Origin of the sequence: Streptomyces sp. NPDC051664, from assembly GCF_044453545.1 — a bacterium.
In the GTDB taxonomy this organism is placed as follows: domain Bacteria; phylum Actinomycetota; class Actinomycetes; order Streptomycetales; family Streptomycetaceae; genus Streptomyces.
This window is the reverse complement of record NZ_JBITCU010000005.1, coordinates 92,698-110,415: the sequence shown is the minus strand read 5'-3', so window position 1 is coordinate 110,415 and position 17,718 is coordinate 92,698. Positions and strand designations below refer to the sequence as shown.

Genomic DNA, 17,718 nt, shown 5'->3' with positions numbered 1-17,718 from the left:
GCGGCCTCGCAAGGTGACGCAGCTCACGCTGTCGCCGGTGCACGGTTCAAAGACTTCTGTCGTCTCTGTCGGTGCCGGTTACCGTTCATCCGGCCCGAGGGGGAGCAGGTCGTGTCCATCGTTATCGAGCAGTCCGTGCAGGCACGCATGGTCGCGTCCGCGCCGCGCATGGAGACCCTTCCCGCCACGCTGCAGTACGACCGCAGGGACCCGTTCGCCGTACGCATGGCGTTCCCCGCCCCGGCGACGCTGGAAGGCGCCGAGGTGGCCTGGGAGTTCTCCCGCGAGCTGCTGGCGGCGGGCATGGACGCGCCGGCCGGTGTCGGGGACGTACGGATCAGGCCGTTCGGTTACGACCGTACGGTTCTGGAATTCCACGCCGCCGAGGGCATCGCGATGGTGCATGTCCGCACGGGGGAGCTGCGCCGCTTCCTCCGGCGGGCGCAGGCGCTGGTCCCGCCGGGCGATGAGCACCGGTACCTGGATCTCGACCGCAGTCTGGCGGACCTGCTCGGCGGAACCTGCTGATCCGGACTCCCCCGGCGGCTCCACCGGCCCGGGTCCCGCCGCACCCGTCGGCGCGGCCGGGATCGACGTAAATCGTTTGCTGTGCCGCGAGGCCCGCTCGTACCGTTCGTGACGTCCTTGTTGTCGTCGGATCGGAGAAGGACGTTGCTCGTCTGAGGCCGTGAGACACCGCGTTGCGCGCCGTGTCCGGACAGTTCATGCCTGTGCATGTCTGTCATGTCTGCGCGCCCGGGTGTGACCTCAGCTCTTCGAGCCGTCCTCCGCAACCGGGGCTCCTCCTTGGCCGTGCGCCATGCCCGTGGAACGCCCCCGACCGGTGTCTCACCCCGTTGCCTCCTTTCCTTCCTCGCAACCGGGAGATCCGTATGTCTACCCCCATGACTCACATCGCCTGTTCGTCTCTCTCCTTCGCCTGGCCGGACGGCAGTGTGGTCTTCGACGAATTCCAGCTGGCCGTGGGCCCCGGCAGGACCGGCCTGATCGGGCTCAACGGCAGTGGTAAATCAACCCTGTTGCGGCTGATCGCCGGTGAACTCACCCCCGCCGACGGCCGTATCCGAACCCTGGGCGAGATCGGCTACCTGCCGCAGAACCTGGTCCTCGACACGGCCCTGCGGGTCGATGCCGCCCTCGGTGTCGCGGACACCCGGGCCGCACTGCACGCCATCGAGGCGGGTGACGTGCGCGAGGAGTGGTTCGCGGCCGTGGGGGACGACTGGGACGTGGAGGAGCGCGCCCGCGCCACCCTCGATCAGCTCGGCCTCGGCCACATCGGACTCGACCGCACCATCGGCGAGCTGTCGGGCGGCGAGTGCGTGCTGCTGCGCCTCGCCGCACTTCTGCTGGCCCGCCCCGGGGTGCTGCTGCTGGACGAACCGACGAACAATCTGGATCTGTACGCCCGCGGGCGGCTGTACGAGGCCATCGACGCCTGGACGGGTGCGCTGGTCGTCGTCAGCCACGACCGTGAACTCCTGGACCGTGTCGACCAGATCGCAGATCTGCGGGACGGTCAGGTCACGTGGTACGGCGGGAACCTCACGGCGTACGAGGAAGCTCTCGCCGTCGAGCAGGAGGCGGCCGAGCGCATGGTGCGGGTCGCCGAGGCCGACGTACAACGCCAGAAGCGTGAACTGGCCGACGCCCAGGTCAAATTGGCCCGGCGAAAGCGTTATGGACAGAAGATGTGGGACACCAAGCGCGAACCGAAGGCGGTCATGGGCAACCGCAAGCGGGCCGCCCAGGTGTCGGCCGGCAAGCACCGCGTCCTGCACACCGGGAAGCTCGCCGAGGCGAAGGAGCGCCTCGGCGAGGCTGTCGAGGCTGTGCGCGACGACGACGAGATCCGGGTCGAACTCCCCCACACGAAGGTCCATCCGGGCCTGGGGGTGCTCGTACTGCGCGACCTGGAACTCGCTCACGGGGCACGGGTGCGCGGCGAGTTCGAGGTACGCGGCCCCGAGCGGATCGCCCTGGTGGGCCGCAACGGCGCGGGCAAGACGACTCTGCTGCGCACGCTGGCCGGCGAGCTGGCACCGGTGGCCGGTGAGGCAACGGCCCATCTGCCGCTGCGTTTTCTTCCGCAGCGCCTGGATGTGCTCGACGACGGGCTGAGCGTCGTGGAGAATGTGGCGCGGTTCGCACCGGACGCGACGGAGAACCGGATCAGGGCGAAGCTGGCGCATTTCCTGTTCAAGGGGGCGCGGGCCGACCGGCCCGCCGGAACACTGTCGGGCGGGGAACGCTTCCGTGCGGCGCTGGCTGCGCTGCTGCTCGCCGAGCCGGCGCCGCAGCTGCTGTTGCTGGACGAACCGACGAACAACCTGGACATGGCGAGCGTGCGCCGGCTGACGGCGGCTCTGGAGTCGTACGAGGGGGCGCTGATGGTGGCGAGCCACGATGTGCTGTTCCTGGAGTCGCTCGGGATCACGCGCTGGCTGTTGCTCGACGGCGAACTGCGAGACACGACCGCAGAGGCGGTACGCGCGGAAATGTGAGGAGCGTGGCCGGATCGGTGGACGGATGAGGACCGCACGGGGGGTGGCAGTGCTCGCCACCGGGGCGCGGTCCCGGCCGCCATACCTCCGCATCAGTGAGTTCGCAACACTCGGAAACTGCGTGATGTACTTCTCCGCACACCCAGCGTGACCTGCATACATAACGGTACGTAAGCGAACTTCGGGTGAGTGGGCTTGGCGGGGGCCTTACTCCCGCCTTAACCTACGGTCTCGTAACCTACGAGGCCGTAAGTAATTCTCCCGTCCCCAGGAGCCCCCGTGACGATCACCTCTCCCCACCTCGGCAGTTCGCAGGCGTGGACAGACGCCCAGCTGCTGTACGCCTTGGAAGAGGTGGTGGAGAAGGAGCTCAACCGCCATCTCAAGGTCGCCAAGGACTGGATGCCCCACGAGTACGTACCGTTCTCGGACGGCAGGAACTTCCCCGGCATCTTCGAGGACGGCGAGGCCTGGCAGGCCGACCAGTCCAAGGTCTCCGACATCGGCAAGATCGCACTGGTCGTGAACCTGCTGACCGAGGACAACCTCCCCAGCTACCACCACGAGATCGCCTCCCTCTTCGGCCGTGACGGCGCCTGGGGCACCTGGGTGCACCGCTGGACCGCCGAGGAGGGCCGGCACGGCATCGTGATGCGCGACTACCTGCTCACCTCGCGCGCGGTCGACCCGGACAAGCTGGAGCAGTTCCGGATGGCGCACATGGCGGAGGGCTTCGAGTCCGACAACCGCCACTCGATGCTGCACTCGGTGGCGTACGTCGCCTTCCAGGAGCTCGCGACCCGCGTCTCGCACCGCAACACCGGTCACCAGTCGGGCGACCCCGTCTGCGACCGCATGCTGTCGCGCATCGCCACCGACGAGAACCTGCACATGGTCTTCTACCGCAACCTGCTCGGTGCGGCCTTCGAGCTCGCCCCGGACCTGACGATGCAGGCCGTGCGCGACGTCGTGGTCAACTTCCGGATGCCCGGCCACGGAATGCCCGGCTTCGAGCGGGCCGCCGCGCAGATGGCGATCGGCGAGATCTACAACATGCGGATCCACCACGACGACGTGATCCAGCCCGTGCTGCGCTACCTGAAGGTCCTGGACATCGACGGGCTCGGCCCGGACGGGCTGAAGGCGCAGGAGGAGCTGGGGCTGTACATGGGCGGCCTGGACAGCGAGGCGGCCAAGTTCGACGAGAAGCTGGCCGCGCGCAAGGCTCGGATGGCCGCCCGCGCGGGCGCCTGACCCACGGCTCACCGACGGCCCACGAGCCCGCTCACTCGTGGGCCGTCACCTCTGCGTAGGCGGCGTCGCGCACGTCGGGGACCGGGTGCTGGCGCAGCAGCCTCAGCTGGGTGCGCCAGGGTCCGGTCCACGCGGTGCGGGCGCCGCCTGTCGCGGTGAGTGCGGCGGCGAACAGCCCTTCCGCGGTGTCTCCGGTGGCGCCGAGCCGGGCTGCGACGGTGAGCAGGGTGTCGGTGTCTCCGATGCCGTTCCGGTGTGCGTACGTGATCCGGGTGGCGAGCGTCTGCGCGGTACGGGAAGCGAGCACGGGCCGCCGCTCGTGCAGGCGGGCCAGCCGGACCAGCGCCGAGTGCAGCGGGTCGGGACCGGCGTCCAGGTCCAGCGCGTGGGCGAGGAGTACGGCAGCCTGCGGTACGAAACCCCGGTGCGCGGCGAGGATATCGGCGGCGGCGGTACGTTCCGCCCGGAACGTCTCGGGGTGCGTCACGGCCCGTGCGGTCAACAGGTTCACGAGGTGATCGATCCGCTGCCGGGCGGGCCGGTCCCGTTCGGATCCCGCCTCGTCGGCGGTGTCGGTGGTGGCCAGTGTCCGTAGTGCCCGGTTCAGTTCACCGGCCGCCTCCGGCGCCGCGGAGGCCGCGCCGGTCAGCGCAACGGCGGCGGACTGCCAGCCACGGCGGCGGTCCAGGTCGGTGAGGGCGTCGACGAGCACCGCGCATGCCCCGGGCGCTCACGGCACCCAGCGGGCCAGCGCCTGATGGGCGAGCGCGGCCAGGTCCTCGTCGTCGGTGGCGCACACCTGTTGCACCAGGCGCGCGTAACGCGGCCGGGACGCCCCGGGCAGCTCGGCCGGACCCACCCGCAGTACGGCGGTCCGCAGTGCCCGGCCGCCGGTCGCCGCGTCCGCCATCACCTCCCACATCCGCTCGTCACCGAGCAGTTCCGTACCGAAGGCCACAACCGCGGCACGGACATCCGGGTGCTGGCCGGGCAGTGCGTACGCCTCGGCGAGCACGCCCGCCGCCTCGCCGGCCGGCAGCCGCGTCGCGGCGAGCCGCACGGCCTCCTTGCGGCTGGTCACCTTGCCGGTGCCGGGCGCCACCCGACCCCGCAGCAGGGGACCGAGCCGTGACGGTCGAACGTGGCGCGAGACGCGGCTCGCCGCGTACACCGCGACCCGGGCCCGGTCGTCTCCGGTGTGTGCGAGCAGTTCGGGCAACACGTCGGCGGGCCGGTCGGTCCGGGCGAGCGCGGCGAGTGCCGCCTCGGCAAGGACCACGTCGGACGAACCGGTCCAGCGGCTCAACGCCTCCGCCCCCGACTCCGGAACCGCGGCCAGCTGGCCGATCGCCGCCGCCCGTGCGTGCAGCGGCAGTTTCTCGTCCTGCGCCGACTGCTCCAGTGCGCGGGCGGCGGCCCTCACCTGACGTGGCACCCAGCGGCGCACCTCGCGCCCGACCGGCACGGTCCACGGCGTGCCGTGGGTGAGGAACCGTCCGTACGGCGGGGTGTCGCCGAGGAATCGGTCGAGCAGATCGGTGCGCCGCCGGGTGAGGACGGAGAGCACGGCGGGGAGCACGGCGGCCGACGGCTCGCGGGCGAGGATCCGTTCGACGCGGACGTCCCGGTCGGCGCGCGACTGCAGCCAGAGGTCGACGGCGGCCTGCGAGGTGGAACTGGTCCCGAAGCGCACGGCCTGCCACAGCAGTTCCTGCAGGTCCTCCATGGCGGCCGCGCGGCGGCCCACCGCCCGGGTGAGGGAGAGGACGAGCCCGTAGTCGGACTTCTCGGCACCTGCCTCCAGCCAGGGCCGCAGCGCCTCGAAGACGGTGTGCTCCTGGCCGCGCCGCAGGGTGCGGTCGAGCCGGCCGAGGTCGGCGCCGCCGGTGTTCCCGGAGAGCCTGGTCAGGGTGCGCAACGCCCAGCTGACCAGGGCGCGCTGCCCGGTTGCCGTGTGGGTGCGCAGCACGGCGACAGCGAGGGAGCTCAGCGTTTCGCGGGTGTACGGGGAGGAGTCGCGGGCCTCGACGGCGTCGGCGACCAACCGGTCCAGGTGTGGTTCCACGTCGTCGGTGAGGAGTGCGGGCGGGACGGCGAGGAGCGCGTGCAGCGCGGCGGACCGTACGGGGTCCTGTTCGTTGCGCAGCCTCGCCATGTCGTCCAGGACGACGGCGACGGCGGCCGGGTCGCCGGAGCGTCCGGCGTTGCGTATCAGCAGCGGCCAGGCTTCGGCACGGTCGTCCGCGGCAGACCGCCGGGTGGCGGCGAGCAGCTTCTCCCGCACCTCACCGACGGGCAGATACGACTCCGCCAGCAGCACGGTGGACCACGGGGCGCCGCGGTCCCGGGCCCGGTCCGCCATGCGCCGCGCCTGTTCCACGACGGAGGTACGGGGCAGCACATCGAGCAGCGTGGCGTCGACGGTGACGCGCGAGCCGTCGCCCTGACCGTCGGCGACCGCGGCGTGGAAGGCCCCGCGGCGGCCCGGTGGCAGCGCCTGGATCAACCGGTTCTGCTCGGAGAATCCGGCCATGGCGCGGCCCAGCTCGACAAGGAGTTCCTCCGGCACCGTGTCGGCCAGGCGGCGGAGCACGGTGCGGGTGAGTGCGCCACTGCGACGGATCGCGAAGCCGTGGTGGCCGAGCAGCAGCCGTACGAAGCGCGCGGGGTCGGCGCCGACCAGGATGCCGAGCCGGCGGTGCAGGGGTGCGGGCAGTTGGGACGGACCGTACCGTTCGAGCAGGTCGAGGACCCGCTCCGGACAGTGCGTGACGGCCGTGGCGATCCCTCGTTCGTGCCCGTACCACTGCCACCATCCGTCACGCGAGGTCTCCGGCTTGGCGGCCAGTTCGCGTTCCGCGGCGTCGAGGAGCGGGCCGGGGTGGCGGCGGCCCAACGCGGACCAGCAGGACACCGCGTGGAAGAGCTCCGGCAGCAGTCGGGTCACGGTCCCGGCGGAGCAGCCCGGCAGCAGACGGGCCGCCTCGGCGTCGCCCCAGGTGGCGCGCAGCTCGTCGATCAGCCGGTCGGCGAGCGCGGTGCGATGCCCGTCCACGACGGCGCGCAGCAGTCTGCGGCGCACGGCTTCGGGGGCATCGTCGAGCGCCGCTTCGTACGCCGTGTCCGGTACGCCGAGGCTGTGCGCGACCCGCAGGGCGTGGCCCTGTACGAAGGTGTCCTCGTCGGCGAGGTGTTCGGCGATCCAGTCGCTGTCCCGGCCGACGGCCGCGGCGATGACGGCGAGCCCCCGCTCGTACGGTCCACGCCGCTCCAGTTCCGCCAGGACCGGTCGCAGCTCGCCGTGGGCGGCCAGCCTGCGTACCCGCGCGGCGAGTTCACGCATGCGCTGCGGATACGGGAGCGGGTCGAGGGCGTCCAGGAGATCTTTCACCATGGGGCGATTGTGCCTTCCGGGATCGAAGTGTCTCGAGCGGCCCGGTGAACGCTGCGGGCGACGGCGGCATCGGCGTGCCCGGCGGGGACTCCGGCGTGTGGCAGCGGAGTCACCATGCCGCTCGAACCGGCGTCCTTCCGCAGCAGTGCGGACGCGACTGCCTCTGCGCTACGGGGCCCCGAGCGGACGACCTGCCAGAACGGCCGGATTCGAACCGGCGTATCCGCCCCGGCGAGGCGGCGCGCCTGCCTCTGCGCTACGTCCGGGCATTGGGGAGATCCTAACCAGCTGTCACCCGTGCGTCCTCACGAATTATTTCGGCCGCCCGCTCGGCGATGGCCACCGTGGGCGCATGGGTGTGGCCGCGGGTGATGCGTGGCATCACCGAGGCGTCGACCACCCGTAGCCCCGCCACGCCGCGCACCCGCAGCCGGGGGTCGGTCACCGACTCCGGGTCCTCACCCATCCTGCAGGTGCCGACCGGATGGTAGAGCGTCTCGGCGCCGGTACGGATCGCCTCGGCGAGACGCGCGTCGTCGACCGGTCCGGGGTACGGCCCCATCGGACCCGAGGTGTGCACGGCCAGGGGCGCGGCGGCGAACAGGGACTCGGCGCGGCGGACTCCGGCGATCATGCGCTGCAGGTCCGACTCGGCGGTCAGATAGCCGGGGTCGATGCGGACGCCCCGGGCTCCGTCGGCTTTCTCACCGGTGTCCGGGTCCAGGGTGATACAGCCGGCGCTCTCCGGCTGGAGCAGGACCACGCCGATGGTGATGCCGTGTTCGGCCGGGGCGGTCAGACCGTGGTTGATGAACGGAGCCGGGGCAAATATCAGTTCCAGGTCGGGGGCGGTGAGTTCCGGGGTGGAGCGGATGAACGCCACCGCTTCGGCGAGGTTCGAGGTGAGTGGCCCACGGCGCGCCAGCAGGAAGCGGCCGAGATTGGCGAGACTGTCGGCTCCGGTCATGGTCACCGGCTGCGGGCAGTGCACGGTCACGGCGAAGGACAGATGGTCCTGGAGGTGGCGGCCCACGTCCGGGGATGCGGCCCGCACCTCGATGCCGGACTCGCGCAGCCGGTCCGGGTCGCCGATGCCGGAGCGAAGGAGCAGCTGCGGCGATCCGATGGCTCCGGCACTGAGGATGACCTCGCTGCGTGCGGTGAGCACGGCCGCGCCGTGGCCGCGTTCGGTGACGACGCCGGTGACGCGGGTGGAGTCGTCGGCGTCGAAGGCCAGGCTGCGGATGCGGGTTCCGGTGAGGATGTCGAGATTGGCGCGGCGACCGGCCGGCTTGAGGTAGCCGTCGGCGGCACTCCAGCGGCGGCCCCGGTGGACGCTGACCGGGGTGAGGGCACTGCCACTGTGGTCGGGGGCGTTCAGCTCGGGCAGGAACGGCAGACCTTCCAGCGAACAGGCGTCGAGGAAGGCGGCCGTCAGTGGGCTGGGGGCGCGGGGCGGCGAGATGAAGAGGGGCCCCTCGGTGCCGTACACCGTGCCGTCGCCGGTCGGGCCGGTCCACTGCTCCGCTCGGCGGAAGTACCGTACGAGCACGTCGTGGGACCAGTCCGCACCGGCGGACGCGGCCCAGGCGTCGTAGTCGTCGCGGTGCCCGCGCACCCACATCATGGCGTTGATCGACGAGCATCCGCCGAGGGTGTGGCCCCGGGGCCAGTACAGCTCCCGGCCACCGAGGGCCGGTTGCTTCACCGTACTGAAGTCCCAGTCGTACGCGGTCTTGAAGAGCTTCGGGAAGGCGGCCGGAATCCGGATCTCCGGCTTTCGGTCACGCCCGCCCGACTCGACGAGCGCGACCCGGACCGTGGGGTCCTCGGAGAGTCGCGCGGCCAGCACACAGCCGGCCGATCCCGCCCCGACGACGATGTAGTCGTACTCGCTCAACTCGGCTCCCCCTGGACTGTTGGCTCAGGAACGCGCAGGGCCGAATTGTGGCATGTAACAAGGGAATCTCAGGCCTGCTTGCGCTCAACTCTGCGCAGTCGTTCCCGCTCCTTCTCGGAGAGGCCGCCCCAGACGCCGAACCGCTCGTCGTTGTCGAGGGCGTACTCCAGGCAGGCCTCCCGGCCCTCGCAGGCGTTGCACAACCGCTTGGCCTCACGTGTGGAGCTGCCGGGGGCAGGGAAGAAGAATTCGGGTCCCGCTTGCGCGCACAGCGCGGTCTCCTGCCAGGCGAGTGCGGGGTCGGTCACGGTGTTGATCAGCATGCCGGACACAGTGCCCGGTCGCGATAAACGACTGATCAACGACGCATCAATGCGGGGCTCGCACGGCCTCCGGTCAGCTCCCCGGTGTCCCGGCACTCTTGATCACCGCGAAGTGCGCCCCGTACGGATCGGCGACATCGGCGAGCTTGCCCACGCCGTGCATGTCCATGGGTTCCAGCGTCAGCTTGCCGCCCAGCCGCTCGACGTCCGCGACCGCGGCGTCGCAGTCGTCGACTTCGAAGTACGGCAGCCAGTGCGGTCCCAGAACGGCCTGGGTCGCAACGGCGTTGACGGGTACGAGCCCGCCGAAGCCCGCCTCTTCGCCGCCGCCCTCGGTGCGGATCCCAGTGTAGGACCCGCCGCCGCCGGGGAACGGCGTCTGGGCGGTGTCCCACCCGAAGACAGCGCGGTAGAACGCGGCGGCCGCGGGCACATCCGGGGTGTACAGCTCGGCCCAGCAGAGCGTGCGTGCAACGCCCACCGCGCCCAGGCCCGGGACCTTCTTCGGCTGCCAGGTCCCGAAGTACGCCCCGCCCCGGTCGGTGAAACCGCCCATCCGGCCGAAGTCGAGGATGTCCATCGGCGGGAAGGACACCGCGCCACGGGCCTGCTCGACCGACTTCGCGGTGGCATCGACGTCAGGTGTCTGGAAGTAGACCGACCAGGACGACTTCGCCTGCTCCGACGGGACAGTCATCGCTCCCGCGACCGACTTCCCGTCCAGCATGAACATCCCGTATCCGCCGGTCTCGGGACCGCCGGGCACGAATTCCCAGCCGAAGAGACCTCGGTAGAAGGCGGTGGCCCCATCGAGGTCGGGCGTGCCGAGATCGAGCCAGTTGGGGGATCCGGTGACAAAATCGGTGGTGAGCATCGCGCGGCTCCTTCAGCGAGTCCCGTACCTGTACTGCAGCGGCATCTCCTGACCTTCCGAGTCTTGCACCGGGCACTGACAACCGCGGTCCGCGCAACGCCGGAATCCATCGGGTCGTCTTCCTGACCGGCAACAGCACGCTGGAACACGGCCGGATCACCGAGACGGCTGTCGATCCGGACGGGCGCAGGACGCTGCTGACCCCGCCGGCCGGCGGCATGCCGGACCGGAACGCGGTGGTCTGCCGTGGCTCCCGTATCCATCTGCGGGAGCGCGACGACACGGACTGGTCGGTGTTCGACCTCAGCGCGTAAGGGCCGCGTCGTACACGGTCTTCGGGTCGGTTCGGGCGGCTTGGTGGGGGCAGCCGCTCACCGGGCAGCCCTGAGAGACGACCGGGCGCCATGGCCACGTCGGCGGAAGCCGTATGCGCGAGATGGACCACGCGCACCGCCTGCACCGGTGACCGCTGGACAGCGGCCGGCGGACGAGTGACAGTGGGGACGGTGGACGTCACAGCAGCCGAGGCGGCGCTTGCACGCGCCTTCGCCGACGCGGCCGAGAGGAGACGGGTGCGACCTCGACGGCATGAGCAGGCTGCCGACGCCGCGGCGCTGCGTGCGGAGCTGCGGCACGTCTACTGGATCGGCGGCGGGACCGGCGCAGGCAAGTCGACCATCGCTCGCCGACTGGCGGATCGGCACAGTTGGCGTCTCTACGCGACCGACGATGTGATGGGTGATCACGCCGGCCGGACCACCCCCGAAGACGCTCCGTTCCTTCACAAGTTCATCGCCATGAGCATGGACGAGCGCTGGGTGAACCGGTCGCCGGAAACCATGCTGGAGACATTCCATTGGTTTCGAGGAGAGGGCTTCGGTCTGATCGTGGAAGATCTTCTTCGACTTCCACGGGAGCCTTGTGTCGTCGTCGAGGGCTTCCGGCTGCTCCCACACCTCGTGAACCCACTGCTTGCCGTCCCGGGTCACGCCGTCTGGCTCCTTCCGACGCCCGAGTTCCGCCAGGCCGCGATCCGCAGGCGGGAAACGCCGGGGGAAGGCTTCACTTGGAGGACCAGTGATCCTGACAAGGCCAACCGCAACCTGGCCGAACGCGACCGAATGTTCACGAAACGCCTCTGTGACGAAACGGAGCGTCTCGAGCTGCGCACCATCGAGGCCGACACCACGATGACCGAAGATGATCTGACCGAGCAGGTCACCATCGCGTTCGAACTCTGACAAAGGACGTGCGCCATCGCCGTCCTGGCGTTGCGCGACAGGCCTCGGGGCCACCGCCGTCCTCTGCCTCTCCGGTACAAGCCGAACGCCGCCCGACCACACCCCTGCCGGTGCCCCCTCCCAGCCCCGCCCGGCCGTCCCTGTCATCGGCCCGTGGCACGATATGTCTCACTCGGGCAGGTGTCGGGCGAGGCGGCAGCGGGGCTGCGCGGACAGAGGAACGTACATGACAGAGGCCGGGGAGACGGATACCGGGGCTCCGAGGGGGAAGGCCGCCCGGGAGTTGCTCGCGCACGCCGAGCAGTTGCTCGGCGCGGCGCGTGCGGTGCTGTCCGATCACACCCGCGCCGTCGAGGCCATACACGCCGAACTCACCCCGATCCTCGACTCCCTGATCCGCCGCGAGCTGGCCGCCATCCCGGTCTCCCGGCTCAAGGACGTCACCGAGGGACGGTTGCGCATCGGCGCGGTCGAGCAGGCCGGTTACACCACCGTCGGCCAGGTCCACGAGGCCAACCGGTACGAGCTCCGTCAGATCCCCGGCGTCGGTGCGCAGACCGCCGACCAGGTACTTGCCGCCGCCGGGCAGATCGCCCACGCCGTCCGGGACACGGTCGCCGTCCGGATCGATGTGGAAGCGCCGGACAAGTCCACCACCGCCCTGATCACGGCCCTGCACCGGCTGGTCGAGGCCGGACCGGACGTCCGGCGGGCGGTGGACGCGGCCCGACGGCTCGTCGGCCAGCTGGAGCCGCTGCTGGCGGAGGCCGGGCCGGCCCGTGGGCGGCTGCGCATGCTGTTCTCCGGCCGGCAGGCCCGCGCGGCGGCGCTCGCCGCCGTCGCGTCCGTACGGACCGTCGTCGCGGACGCGGCGGAGCGCGGACTTCCGCTGCTGTTCGGGCAGGTGTCGGTCGATCTGCTGCGGGCCCCGGAGTCGGAGGTCGCCGCCTGGGTCGACTTCGAGCTGCGGTCCGCCGAGTACTACAGCCTGCTCGCCGAGGTGTCGGGCACCGGTCCCGACCGGCACGCCGCCGAGGGGTTCCTCCCCTCCAGGATCGCGGACCGGGTGCGTGGGGTGCGGCTCGACGACGCGCACCTGCGGGTCTCGCTGCGCGGCTACCAGTCGTTCGGCGCCCGTTTCGCGCTCGCGCAGAAGCGGGTGATTCTCGGCGACGAGATGGGGCTCGGCAAGACCGTGCAGGCCATTGCCGCGCTCGCGCATCTCTCGGCGGGGGGCGAGACGCACTTCCTGGTGGTGTGCCCGGCGAGCGTGCTGATCAACTGGGCGCGGGAGGTCCGGGCCCGCTCCACGCTGCGGGTCCTGCCGGTGCACGGGCCCGAGCGGCAGGAGGCGTTCGCCGAGTGGCACGAGCGGGGCGGGGTCGCCCTCACCACGTTCGACGCTCTGCACACCCTGCCGGCCGCCCGGGACGGCGGGAAGCGCCCCGGCATGCTGGTCGTCGACGAGGCCCACTACGTCAAGAACCCGGCCACCCGCCGCTCGCGCGCGGTGTCCGGCTGGGCAGGACACACCGAACGGGTGCTCTTCCTGACCGGTACGCCGATGGAGAACCGCGTCGAGGAGTTCCGCAGCCTGGTCCGCCATCTCCAGCCCGAACTGGCCCCGTCCATCAGCACCACCCATGGTGTCGCGGGTTCGCACGCCTTTCGCAGAGCCGTCGCGCCCGCCTATCTGCGCCGCAACCAGGAGGACGTGCTGACCGAACTCCCGGCGATGGTGCAGGTCGACGAGTGGGAGGAGTTCAGCGAGGCCGATCTCGCCGTCTATCGCGAGGCGGTCGCCGCCGGGCAGTTCATGCGGATGCGCCGGGCGGCGTACGCCCGCCCCGAGACCTCGGCGAAGCTGAACCGGCTGCGCGAGCTGGTCACGGAGGCCGCCGGCAACGGACTCAAGGTCGTCGTGTTCTCGTACTTCCGCGAGGTGCTCGCCACGGTCCAGGAGGCCCTGGGTGAGGGCGCGTTCGGACCGGTCTCCGGGAACGTCCCGGCCGCCCGGCGGCAGGAGCTGATCGACGAGTTCAGTGCGGTGGACGGCCATGCGGTCCTGCTGAGCCAGATCCAGGCAGGGGGCGTCGGACTGAACATGCAGGCCGCGTCGGTAGTCATCCTCTGCGAGCCGCAGATCAAGCCGACGATGGAGCACCAGGCCGTGGCCCGCGCCCACCGGATGGGGCAGATACGCACGGTCCAGGTGCACCGGCTGCTCGCGACGGACAGTGTCGACCAGCGGATGCTGGACATCCTGGCCCGCAAGGAGCGGCTCTTCGACGCGTACGCACGGCGCAGCGATGTCGCCGAGACGACACCGGACGCCGTGGACGTGTCGGAGAGAAGCCTGGCCCGGCGCATCGTCGAGGAGGAGCAGCTGCGCCTCGCGACGGGCCCGACCGGGGGCTGACCCTCAGGACTTCTCGGCCTTCGGTGGGTCGGTCTTCATGTCGTGCATCTCATGCATGTCGTGCGGGTCGTAGCCCGGCACCGTGCCGTCCGCCTTGGCGACCAGCAGCAGCCCGGCCATGCCCATGTCGGAGTGGCTCTGCACATGGCAGTGGTACATCCAGGCGCCCGCGCCCACGTGTTCGCCCGCGATGACCTGGAAGCCGAAGGAGTCCGCCGGGCCGACGATCTTCGTATCGATGACCCGGCTGGGGTCGTCGGGGCCGGCGAGCAGGCCCGTGCGGTTGTCGGCCCAGCGGTGACCGTGGACATGGAACGTGTGGTAGTACTCGCCGTGCGTGATCATGACGACTTCGAGCCGGTCACCCACGGTGGCCTCGAAGTTGGGGCTCTCGGTCGCCGGCTTGTTGTTGATCGTCATGTCGTTGAAGACGATGGTGATCGTCTTGTCCGGCAGGATGTCGCCCTTGCGCCGGACGATCACCGGACCGTACAGCCCCTTACGGATGCCGCCCGAGCCGTGGTCCGTCCCGACGACATGGTCGTGGTAGTGCCAGTAGCCCGCACTGCCCGGCTGCCAGGTCCCGTCGTTCCTGCGGCCCGGCGCGTGGGTGCGCCAGGTGTACGTGCGCGTGCCGCCCGGTTCGACGATGCTCTTGTTCATCCGGGTGCCGTCGCTCGCGATGTCGTAGTCGACTCCGTGCGCGTGGAGGCTGGCGGCCACATCCATGGTGTTCTCGAACTCGATGTGCAGGGTGTCGCCCTCGTTGATCTCGATGAGCGGCCCCGGGACCGTTGCCTTGCCCTTCTCGAATCCGTAGCCCATCCGACCGTCCGCCAGCTTCTCCGCGTACAGCTTGAGATGGCGGACCACGCCGCCCGCCGGCGCGGTTTTCGGCGGGGGCTCCGCCGAGCTGGCCTCGATCGTTCCGAGGGACAACGATGTCACTCCGGTCGCCGCCGCGACCCCGCCGCCCACCAGGAACCGGCGATTGAAGCTCCTTCGATCCATGTCGAACTCCCCACTGTCATAAGGGTATTTGCGGAGGTTTCCAGAGACCGGCGGGGCACACGTGACCCCCGGGACGGGCCATACGGTAGCCCGGGGATCTTCGTTTATCCACACTAAGGACAAAGTTCGTGCCATTGCCGCCATAGCTATTGGCGAGTCGCGAAAAGAGGTCTAGCTTCATCGGCTGTTGCAGTGACTCCATGCTGTTGCAGTGACCAAAGAGGGGTGGGTGACCACATGCAGCGCACACCACATCACCGGTCCAGATCACGACGCGGGCTCGCGGCGGCCGTGGCGGCCGGGGCGCTGACCGTCTCATTACTCGGCCAGAACGCCGCCGATGCCAGACCTCATCCGGTGGACACGCAGTCGATGGCGACAACGTTGTCCCTGCCGTCTCCGCCCGGCGGCGCCAACGTCAAGGTGCTGGTCTTCCACGCCTCGGCGACCGACGAGTCCCCGACCGTCGACGCCGGTATCGCCGCGATCGAGAAGATCGGGCTCACCGGCCCGGAGGCCGGGCGATTCAAGACTGTTGCGACCGATGATCCGGCCGTCTTCACCAACGGCAAACAGTTAGGCAAGTACAACGCCGTCGTCTTCCTGACCGGCGGCGGAGACGTCCTCGACCCGGAGCAGGAGTCGGGTCTGGAGGCGTACATGGAGGCCGGCGGCGGCTTCCTCGGCATCCATGACGCGGCACGCACCGAACCGTACTCGGACTGGTTCACCGGCCTGGTCGGCGCCCGCCCGGCAGCCGACAGCCCAACCGCCGTACAGCGGGCCACGGTAGAGATCGGGGACCGGCAGCACCCGGCGACGAAGAACCTGCCGCTGGAGTGGAAGCGCCCCGACAGGTGGCTGAACTGGACGAAGAACCCGTCCGGCGATGTGCACACCGTGGCCCGTGTCCGGGAGATCACGTACAAGCCGGGGGCCAGTGCCAACGGCTGGGACCACCCGGTGTCCTGGTGCCGTGACTACGACGGCGGCCGGTCCTTCTACACCGCGATGGGCGGCACGGTCGACAGCTTCGCGGAGACGGACTTCCGCGACCATCTGCGGGGCGCACTCGCCTGGACGACCCGGATCTCGCGGGCCGACTGCAAGGCGACGATCACCTCCAACTACAAGGCGGAACGGGTCACCCAGCCCAATCAGCCCGGTCAGAACGACCAGATCGGCGAGCCGCACGGACTGGTCGTCGCGCCCGACGGACGGGTGCTGTACATCGGGCGCGGTGGCGCCGACAGCAGCAAGCCGGTGGTCACCGACTGGAACGACCCGAACATCGGCAAGGGCCTGGGCCAGATCCATGTCTACGACCCGAAGACCAAGAAGGTCACCCTCGCCGGAGAGCTGACGGTCTTCGGGAACAAGGGCGGCGGTGACGAGCTGGTCAAGGTCGAGGAGGGCCTGCTCGGGATCGAGCTGGACCCGGACTTCGAGACCAACGGCTGGGTGTATCTGCACTACACGCCCCACTCGAAGATCGACCGCGACAAGCAGATGGCGGTGCGTCAGGTCTCGCGGTTCACCCTGGACCTTGCCACGAACAAGCTGGATCTCTCGTCCGAGAAGGTGCTGCTGCACTGGCCCGTCCAGATCCACAGCTGCTGCCACGCGGGCGGCGGGATGGCCTGGGACTCCAAGGGCAACCTGTACATAGCGGCCGGGGACAACAACTCCTCAGGTTTCAGCGACGGTTACTCCGGCAACAACCCGGCGCCGAACTACAAGGGCGTCTCGTTCGCCGATGCCCGGCGCACCGCGGGCAACACGAACAACCTCAACGGGAAGATCCTGCGGATCCACCCCGAGGACGACGGCACGTACACACTGCCCGAGGGCAATCTCTTCACCGGCAAGGAGCCGGACGAGGGCGGCGGCAAGACCCGCGGCGAGATCTATGTGATGGGCGTACGCAATCCCGCCCGGATCTCCGTCGACAAGACCACCGACACCCTGTACGCGGGCTGGGTCGGCCCCGACGCGGGCGCGCCGAGCACCACGTGGGGTCCGGCGAAGTACGACACGTTCGCCGCGATCACCAAGGCGGGCAACCACGGCTGGCCGTACTGCATGGGCAACAAGCAGCCGTACCGGGACCGCAATCTGCCGGACCCGGGCAAGCCGCTCGGCTGGTACGACTGCGACCATCCCAGGAACGAGTCGCCGAACAACGACGGTCTGGTGAATCTGCCGCCGATCACGTCCAACACCATCTGGTACTCGCCGCAGGGCGGTGGCGTGGACTACCCGCGCGACGCGAACGGCATCCCGAGCTACAAGGTGGAGGAGCAGAAGCAGTTGCTGCCGTGGCTCAAGGGCGGTGGCCAGGCGACGATGAACGGCCCGGTGTACCGGTACGACGCGGCGAGCACCAGCGCCGACAAGTGGCCGTCGTACTGGGACGGCAAGTGGTTCGTCGGTGACTTCTACGACGACACGCAGCCGCGGCATGCCGTGCTCACCGACCCGAAGACGGTCGGCAAGGGCGGTCTGCCCACCCACGCCGAGTCCTTGAAGAAGATCATCCCGGTCGGGGCGGACGGCATCCGCAACCTGATGGACTGGAAGTTCGCCCCGGACGGTTCGCTGTACGTCCTGGACTACGGGCGCGGCTTCTTCACCTCCGACTCCAAGTCCGCGCTCTGGCGTGTGACGTACAAGGGCGGCGAGCCGACCCCGGCCGCCTCTGATCTGGCCAGGAAGGCGGCAGTGCAGTGAGACACCGTTCGTTCTTCGCGCGACCCCGGTACCGACCCGCCCGATTG

12 protein-coding genes and 1 tRNA gene are annotated in these 17,718 nt (G+C 70.1%); 6 read left to right on the top strand and 7 right to left on the bottom strand.

Features of this window, described 5'->3' with window-relative positions; translation table 11 throughout:
• The first annotated feature begins 111 nt into the window (after nt 1–111).
• The 3 genes from ACIA8E_RS11815 to ACIA8E_RS11805 all read left to right on the top strand — a co-directional run bounded on the left by ACIA8E_RS11815 (nt 112) and on the right by ACIA8E_RS11805 (nt 3,779).
• A complete protein-coding gene (locus ACIA8E_RS11815) occupies nt 112–528 on the top strand; it encodes an SsgA family sporulation/cell division regulator (protein ID WP_399296981.1) in 417 nt (138 codons plus the stop codon).
• A 365-nt stretch (nt 529–893) separates the two neighbouring features.
• Nucleotides 894–2,525, top strand: coding sequence for an ABC-F family ATP-binding cassette domain-containing protein (locus ACIA8E_RS11810; RefSeq protein ID WP_399296979.1), 1,632 nt, complete (start codon nt 894–896; stop codon nt 2,523–2,525).
• A gap of 279 nt (nt 2,526–2,804) precedes the next feature.
• Complete coding sequence (locus ACIA8E_RS11805) at nt 2,805–3,779, top strand: acyl-ACP desaturase (RefSeq protein WP_399296977.1); 975 nt, start codon at nt 2,805–2,807, stop codon at nt 3,777–3,779.
• 31 nt (nt 3,780–3,810) lie between these two features.
• On the opposite strand, the gene ACIA8E_RS11800 is transcribed toward ACIA8E_RS11805, so the two are convergent.
• The 6 genes from ACIA8E_RS11800 to ACIA8E_RS11775 all read right to left on the bottom strand — a co-directional run bounded on the left by ACIA8E_RS11800 (nt 3,811) and on the right by ACIA8E_RS11775 (nt 10,270).
• Complete coding sequence (locus ACIA8E_RS11800; RefSeq protein ID WP_399296975.1) at nt 3,811–4,491, bottom strand: hypothetical protein; 681 nt, start codon at nt 4,489–4,491, stop codon at nt 3,811–3,813.
• Nucleotides 4,492–4,509: 18 nt separating this feature from the next.
• A complete protein-coding gene (locus tag ACIA8E_RS11795; protein ID WP_399296973.1) occupies nt 4,510–7,173 on the bottom strand; it encodes a hypothetical protein in 2,664 nt (887 codons plus the stop codon).
• Nucleotides 7,174–7,365: 192 nt separating this feature from the next.
• Nucleotides 7,366–7,441, bottom strand: a tRNA-Gly gene (locus tag ACIA8E_RS11790).
• A gap of 12 nt (nt 7,442–7,453) precedes the next feature.
• Nucleotides 7,454–9,073 (bottom strand): GMC family oxidoreductase, encoded by a 1,620-nt coding sequence (locus ACIA8E_RS11785; protein ID WP_399296971.1) that lies wholly within the window; start codon nt 9,071–9,073, stop codon nt 7,454–7,456.
• Nucleotides 9,074–9,141: 68 nt separating this feature from the next.
• On the bottom strand, nt 9,142–9,396 hold the full coding sequence (locus ACIA8E_RS11780) for a WhiB family transcriptional regulator (RefSeq protein WP_399296969.1): 255 nt from the start codon (nt 9,394–9,396) through the stop codon (nt 9,142–9,144).
• A gap of 73 nt (nt 9,397–9,469) precedes the next feature.
• On the bottom strand, nt 9,470–10,270 hold the full coding sequence (locus ACIA8E_RS11775) for a VOC family protein (protein ID WP_399296967.1): 801 nt from the start codon (nt 10,268–10,270) through the stop codon (nt 9,470–9,472).
• A 572-nt stretch (nt 10,271–10,842) separates the two neighbouring features.
• Here ACIA8E_RS11775 and ACIA8E_RS11770 point away from each other — a divergent pair.
• Complete coding sequence (locus tag ACIA8E_RS11770) at nt 10,843–11,511, top strand: hypothetical protein (protein WP_399297582.1); 669 nt, start codon at nt 10,843–10,845, stop codon at nt 11,509–11,511.
• Nucleotides 11,512–11,737: 226 nt separating this feature from the next.
• Nucleotides 11,738–13,930: a DEAD/DEAH box helicase gene (locus ACIA8E_RS11765; RefSeq protein WP_399296965.1), complete on the top strand. Its 2,193-nt coding sequence runs from the start codon at nt 11,738–11,740 to the stop codon at nt 13,928–13,930.
• A 3-nt stretch (nt 13,931–13,933) separates the two neighbouring features.
• On the opposite strand, the gene ACIA8E_RS11760 is transcribed toward ACIA8E_RS11765, so the two are convergent.
• On the bottom strand, nt 13,934–14,941 hold the full coding sequence (locus ACIA8E_RS11760) for a multicopper oxidase domain-containing protein (protein WP_399296963.1): 1,008 nt from the start codon (nt 14,939–14,941) through the stop codon (nt 13,934–13,936).
• A gap of 237 nt (nt 14,942–15,178) precedes the next feature.
• On the opposite strand from ACIA8E_RS11760, the gene ACIA8E_RS11755 reads away from it, so the two are divergent.
• Nucleotides 15,179–17,671: a ThuA domain-containing protein gene (locus ACIA8E_RS11755; RefSeq protein ID WP_399296961.1), complete on the top strand. Its 2,493-nt coding sequence runs from the start codon at nt 15,179–15,181 to the stop codon at nt 17,669–17,671.
• The last annotated feature ends 47 nt before the right edge of the window (nt 17,672–17,718 follow it).